Source organism: Flavobacterium nitrogenifigens, from assembly GCF_003254565.1.
In the GTDB taxonomy this organism is placed as follows: Bacteria; Bacteroidota; Bacteroidia; order Flavobacteriales; family Flavobacteriaceae; genus Flavobacterium; species Flavobacterium nitrogenifigens.
Genome location: NZ_QJRI01000140.1, coordinates 1 through 6,065 on the forward strand (window position 1 = coordinate 1; position 6,065 = coordinate 6,065).

Sequence of the window (6,065 nt, forward strand, 5' to 3'; positions counted from 1 at the left end):
AGCATCTCTGCTAAAGCGGCTGTCAATTCAATATGTCTACGAACGTGTATTTTTCTGTCTTCGCCTCTATCTCAAAGCGGGTGCAAAACTAAAACTTCTTTTTGTTTCTCGCAAGAAAAACTTGAGATTTTTTTTGAAGCTTTTTTTTCGCCTCATCTTTTCGTTTTTCTCACCAGTCTGTCAAGGAACTTTCCGTGTTTTGCGGGGTGCAAATGTAAAAAGCTTTTTCCTTTCCCGCAAGCTTTTTTGAATCTTTTTTTTTTCGAAAATCTCTTTCCCAAAATAAGATAAAGCTGCCGGAATGTCTAAGAGCGTTTTTCGCCGTTGCGGGTGCAAAAGTAGAACCTTTTTCCGCTTTTCCAATGCTTTCCGCAGACTTTTTTCGAAGTTTTTTTTCGATCACCCCTTAACGCACTGGAAATGAAAAATTTAACTTTTTAAAATTCAAAAAACATTTAAAGCTTTTTCCTTTAACAAAGCCTAAAACTAAAAATAAATAGACTTAGGCATCATTAAAGGTTATGGATTATTAATAAAGTTGATCATTTTTATTTTCTGCTACTTAATAAATTGGATTATAAATCCGCCTTTTGGAGCCAAGTTATACTTCCAGTTTGAAGTTAATGGATACGATTCTACTTTAAAATCCATTAAAGGATCTTTTCCTTCAGAGATAATTCTGAATTTTGAGAAACCTTTACCATATTTTTTTAAATCAATTGTTATAGACTGATTTGCATTAGTCCCATTAATACCCACGATATAAGAAAGATCATCTTTTTGACGTGACAATACTAATGCCTTACCTGGCTCTCCAATAATACATTCTGTTTTATCCCAAGTAGCAGGCATTTCTTTTAATAAGTTCTTTAATTCAGTCGGAAGTGAATTAAAAACTTCTTCTGAATCAGCAAAATGAATAACTCCTGACGTATAAATCATTGCCATAGCCAATTCATGCGTAGCAGTATTTAAACGAGTATACTTTCTAAAAGTCAAAGCAAATGGCGTGTAATCTGCTGGTCCCGCTACATTTCTTGTAAATGGCAATACGGTATTTTGCTCCGCTGCTTTCTCAGGAAATCTTGGCTCATAAAAATAGCTTTCAGTTCCTAAAATAGCCTCTGCCGTTACAAAATTTGGCCATGTTCTATGCCAACCTCTCGGAACTGTAGTACCGTGCAGGTTTACCAAAAGATGTTCTTTGGCCGCATCTTCAAAAACCGATTGCAGCGTTCCCATAACTTCTTGCCTGTCTGAGCACCAAAAGTCAATTTTAACCCCTTTTACGCCCATATCCGCCAACTCTTTAAATCTTTTCTTCCTCTTATCTGAATCAAAATATTCAGCCGAATATCCCCAAACCAATGGCTGAACTCCTTTAGCTAAAGCATGATCAATAATTTTTCCTTCTTTGTTGGCTTTTTCCCATCCAGCGTCAAAAAGCGTATATCTAAATCCAAATGAAGCCGAAACATCAGTAAACTTTTTATACATTTCTGGTGTAAAATCTTCTGGATGCGACCACCACGACCACGCCGCTTTTCCGGGAACAATCCATGAAGCATCTGCAATGAATATCACCATATGTAGCTTTTGCTGTATGTTTAGCCCCTATAATTGGCTCAAAATTTACTAATTCCTTGGGCAAAGGCCTCGGCAGTCCAAGCCTTATCCAGGCATCATACCCAACTCCCATAACACAACTGGTTCTCCCATCGGGTATCCTTATGGTATAAGAATTATTTAAATTACTAACTAATGAACAAAGTTTCTCAAATACAAGCTTTATATCAGTCTCATTCTTAAATTTCCAAACCATGAAAATAGTATTGTTATTTGGATAATCTGTAACGTTTTGCGATCTGCTCATTCTTATATCTATTTATACATTATTCAAAGATAAAACTAAAATTTCTATTTAAAAGCAGCACATTGTACAATAGGATTTATATTTTATGCAGGGAAAAATCTTTTATATCGATAAAAACAAGTTTTAAGATGCTCTACTCTTTCTCGAAAGCAACGGCTGCATTTCCTTCACCCAATGCAGCTGCTAAACCCGTTGCATCAACTTGAAGGAGATTACCTTTATGCCACAAAAGCAAACAAATTTTTTCTAATATTTTAACACAGATATTGAGCTAAAATCTGCCCTCACAATCTTCTGCTTTAAAATCCATCTTTATCCTTTGATAACTTAACAGAATTCGAGCAACAGGAATTGAACAGAATATCGTACGCCAATTTCTTCAAATCATCCAAAAAAGATGTTGCAATTTGTCCTGTTTAGGTCACGACACCAAACGGCTCCAATTGAAGACAAATTGCGTCATTTTTTTAATCTTTCTTATTTTTTATTTGTCTATAGAGCCGGGCTCCTCAGCAGCCCTAACCCAGATAGCAGTGGAAATCCTTTTGTGCCGAGGCTAGGTACAAAAGATTAGGACGTATAGAGGGGAAAGCTCCTAAAATAATATTAACACCAAACACCTTTTACCTTGATATAGGTTTCATCCAATCTCCAACTTTCCCCCACTCTGCCTTTTCTCTCCTTCATCTCTGACTAAACCAAAGGTGTAAACTTATAAACCCAGCCCTGAATAGCAGCATGGCCAATAGAAGCTCCTCCCATTTTCATAATCTCTTCAACATCCCTATAGCTTAATGTAAACCTAAGCTTAAAGTATACGGCCTGCACAATAATAGACTTCGGATAGCAATGACCTTTAGTATTCATGAGTTTAAGAGTTTAATAAGGCAAAGATAAAACTTAGCTTAGATGCGACAGAACGTCCGAAACAAGTTAATATTTTAAGGCTTATAATAAAAAAAAAAAAACTAAACGACTCTGCACTGAAGATACAGAATGGTTTAGTTTTACAAGAACCTCAAAGTCCTCAATTTTAATTTTTATCAGCAAAATAAAAGTTATGGCAAGCTATAAATCTGCTCCATCTTCAGCCACTTTTCTCCCTGTTTTGCTCCAGGAGGCGCCTGCTGAAATTTCCACATTAGCTGCTCCCACTTCTGAACATCAGGATTTGCAATATCCATCAGCTGTTTCCTCTCGGGAGTAAAAGTTTCATCCACCTCCATAATCATAAATAATCTGTTCCCTAAGAGGTAAATTTCCATAGACGCTACTCCAGCATCTTTAATGCTTTTCGTAATTTCAGGGCGTGCATTTTCTGCAAGATGATACTTTTTATATTCTGCAATAAGTTCTGGATCATCAATCAGATCGCAGGCATAACATATCCTTTTTAACTGCATATCTTCCTTGCTTAAAGTTTACATTCTATTTTTTTTCCTTTATAAACCAAAACTTTTTTAGTGCCATCTGGCAGCACAACGCTAAAAGTCCTTTCGGATAACATGCCTTTATATTTTCCTCTTCTATTGGAAAGCGTTAATTTTTTCAGCTTATCATTATATGTAAAATCAATTTCTGTATAGGCACCTTTTTCATAATTGTAATTATCAAATTCATCTTCATAAAGGGTAAAGAAACCGTCCTTTCCCGGATATACTTTTATTTGAAGATTGTCCCATTTTTTTTCCTCAGCAAACTGCACTTGAGGTCCAATTGGAATAATAGCGCCTTCCCTAACAAACAGCGGCATCATATCCAGCTTTGTTTTTCTGGTAATTTCCTGACCGCCCTGCAGTTTTTCATTTGTCCAGAAATCGTACCAGCCGCTTCCAGCGGGAAGATAAACGATTCTTGATTTTTCTGCTGTAAAATCTACACTCTGCTTTTGATTCTCGCTTTCTTTTATTTTTTCGGGTGTATATTGGGCATGAACCACTGGCGCAACCAAAATAGATTTTCCGAACATAAACTCATCTTTAACATCCCAGCTCTTGGAATCGGCGGCAAAATCCATAAATAATGCCCTCATAAAACTGGAATCTTTATGGGTCACTTCCCATGATGCCGAATAAATGTAAGGCAATAAGGAATAACGCAGATTTATAAATTTCTCAATCGCATCATATACCGGTTCCCCTTTCTGACCAAAATTATAGATCTCGCGAGGTATATCTGTACCATGAGAACGCATCATCGGGTTAAAAGCTCCAAATTGCAGCCAACGAACATAAAGCTCGCGAAACAAAAGGCTTTCTGCTCCAGAAACTTCTCCTTTTTGGTTGTAAGCACCAGCAAAAAAACCGCCTATATCAGAATTCCAATGCGGCATGCCTGTGAGAGTAAAATTAAGTCCTGCCGGAATCTGTGCACGCAGGTTTTCCCAGCTCGATTCTACGTCTCCTGTCCAAGTATTGGCGCCATAACGCTGCTGGCCAGCGAAAGCAGATCTTGTTAGAATGAAAACCCGTTTATCTGAAGTCTCTTTTCGCTGATGATCGTAAACCCCGCCCACAGCCATAAGAGGATAAGCATTTCGCACTTTTCTGAAAGTCCCCAAATATGTTTTGGTATCATAATCTTCCGGCTTTACCCAAAGATGATCCGGCTCAGTGGAATCCATCCACCAGCCATCAATTCCTTTTGCAAAAAGGCCTTCACTTGCATATTTCCAATAAATGTCTCTTGCCTTTGGGTTATAGGCGTCATAAACGCGCACTCCTGAAGGATAATCTTTTTTTGGCGGAAAAATTTCGCTGCCAGATTCTGGCCAAGTTAGGAAACCAAACAGCATTCCGTTGCTATTCAGCTCATTATAAGGCTTTGTTTGAGGTCCAAATGAAGACCAGATCGAAATAATCATATGGGCATTCAGGCCATGAACTTCATCCACCATCTTTTGAGGCTCGGAAAATTCAGGATTAAGAAACTCCATCGCATTCCACAGATAATTATTCCCCCAATACTGCCAGTCTTGAATTATTCCGTCTAGGGGCACTCCCAGCTCGCGGTATTTTTTTACCACCCCGACTAATTCGTTCTGGCTCTTATAGCGTTCTTTGCTCTGCCAGAAGCCATAGGTCCAAAGCGGGAACATGGGCACTGTTCCGGTCAGCTTTCTCATTTGCGAGATCACTCCATCGGCATTTTTACCATACATAAAGTAGTAATCTACCCCATCGCCCACAAGAGATTCAAAAGAAGTCCCGCTGGCATTGTCTTTAAATTCTGTCGGAGCATAATTATCCCAAAAAAGGCCATACCCTTTTACAGACTGAAAAAAAGTCACGGCATCTTCCGTATTTCCCTGTTCCAAACGATAATTTTGATTTCTTTGGTTTAAATCTCCCCTCTGGTGCTGTCCTAAACCATATATAGGTTCTTCTTTCTCCAAATCAAATGCCTGATAAACGGTATAAGAATCGGTATCGGTATCTTTTACAGGTTTAAATTTTGTTCCCTGTTTTTTCTCACGAAGCAAGATCTGGCCTGAACTTTCAAATGAGATTTCTCCAGTTGGAAACTGCACCGTAACATTCAGACTTTCGGATTTTAAAACCAATTGGCCGTTTTGGCTTTTTACTGTAAAAGGAGTTGCCGACGGTTTCATGTTTACCGAAAGGCTTTCTTTGGAATAGACTCCCGCTGCCGGATATTTTACAACTCTTACAATCGAAGGAGTGTAAAACTGAATTTCTATTGTATTTCCATCTGCTTGCGTCTTGATTCCCAGATTGTTTTTCTCATATTTCTGGCCGTAGCCAGCCGCACAGAAAAACAGCGGGCAAATTAATAGATAAATAAATTTCATTTGGTTTAAGTTATTTTAATTAGTAAGATTATGCTAAAATATATTCGCTCTTTATTGCTTCAATTCTGGATAAATCCATAATGAGCCCTAAAGATTTTAGTTGGTTAACAGAACACCGCCATTACAGGGAACTTTTATTGGCACTCCAATCTTTGATCTGTATTTAATGTCCATAATTTTTCCATTTAATAATTCATCATCCTGATAATATCTAAGAGTGGTGCCCTCCGAGATCATCGGCAGCTTTAATTTTAGTTCCAAAGGTTCTTTCTGCGCATTAATTCCGGCGATATACCACTTTGCCCCTTTTCTTCGGGCCAGCACAGCATATTTGCCTGGGTAGCCTTCCAGAAAGCGGACCTCATCCCAGACCGTTGGCAC

General features: G+C 38.2%; 7 protein-coding genes. 1 reads left to right on the forward strand and 6 read right to left on the reverse strand.

Translation table 11 applies throughout. The features are described 5' to 3' along the window. A partial coding sequence (locus DM397_RS23885) for a hypothetical protein (protein WP_204251858.1) occupies positions 1-250 on the forward strand: 250 nt, incomplete at its 5' end. Between the two features lie 308 nt (positions 251-558). On the opposite strand, the gene DM397_RS00705 is transcribed toward DM397_RS23885, so the two are convergent. The 6 genes from DM397_RS00705 to DM397_RS00725 all read right to left on the reverse strand — a co-directional run. Next, positions 559-1,587: a glycoside hydrolase family 97 catalytic domain-containing protein gene (locus tag DM397_RS00705; protein ID WP_239457757.1), complete on the reverse strand. Its 1,029-nt coding sequence runs from the start codon at positions 1,585-1,587 to the stop codon at positions 559-561. Then, positions 1,490-1,873 carry a Dyp-type peroxidase domain-containing protein gene (locus DM397_RS00710; protein ID WP_111375731.1) on the reverse strand — a complete coding sequence of 128 codons (384 nt, stop codon included), beginning with the start codon at positions 1,871-1,873 and terminating at the stop codon, positions 1,490-1,492. Before DM397_RS00710 ends, DM397_RS00705 begins: the two co-directional genes overlap by 98 nt. A gap of 693 nt (positions 1,874-2,566) precedes the next feature. After that, positions 2,567-2,740, reverse strand: coding sequence for an IS6 family transposase (locus DM397_RS23755; protein WP_142479141.1), 174 nt, complete (start codon positions 2,738-2,740; stop codon positions 2,567-2,569). Positions 2,741-2,931: 191 nt separating this feature from the next. Beyond that, positions 2,932-3,276 carry an L-rhamnose mutarotase gene (locus tag DM397_RS00715; RefSeq protein ID WP_111375732.1) on the reverse strand — a complete coding sequence of 115 codons (345 nt, stop codon included), beginning with the start codon at positions 3,274-3,276 and terminating at the stop codon, positions 2,932-2,934. A gap of 11 nt (positions 3,277-3,287) precedes the next feature. Continuing rightward, positions 3,288-5,684 carry a glycoside hydrolase family 31 protein gene (locus DM397_RS00720; RefSeq protein WP_111375733.1) on the reverse strand — a complete coding sequence of 799 codons (2,397 nt, stop codon included), beginning with the start codon at positions 5,682-5,684 and terminating at the stop codon, positions 3,288-3,290. 96 nt (positions 5,685-5,780) lie between these two features. Next, a partial coding sequence (locus DM397_RS00725; protein WP_204251859.1) for a glycoside hydrolase family 97 C-terminal domain-containing protein occupies positions 5,781-6,065 on the reverse strand: 285 nt, incomplete at its 5' end.

Excerpts from the sequence above, each read along its gene's own strand:
- DM397_RS00705 (WP_239457757.1), bottom strand. The coding sequence starts at position 1,587 with ATGGTGATATTCATTGCAGATGCTTCATGGATTGTTCCCGGAAAAGCG.
- DM397_RS00710 (WP_111375731.1), bottom strand. The coding sequence starts at position 1,873 with ATGAGCAGATCGCAAAACGTTACAGATTATCCAAATAACAATACTATT.
- DM397_RS00715 (WP_111375732.1), bottom strand. The coding sequence starts at position 3,276 with ATGCAGTTAAAAAGGATATGTTATGCCTGCGATCTGATTGATGATCCA.
- DM397_RS00720 (WP_111375733.1), bottom strand. The coding sequence starts at position 5,684 with ATGAAATTTATTTATCTATTAATTTGCCCGCTGTTTTTCTGTGCGGCT.
- DM397_RS23755 (WP_142479141.1), bottom strand. The coding sequence starts at position 2,740 with ATGAATACTAAAGGTCATTGCTATCCGAAGTCTATTATTGTGCAGGCC.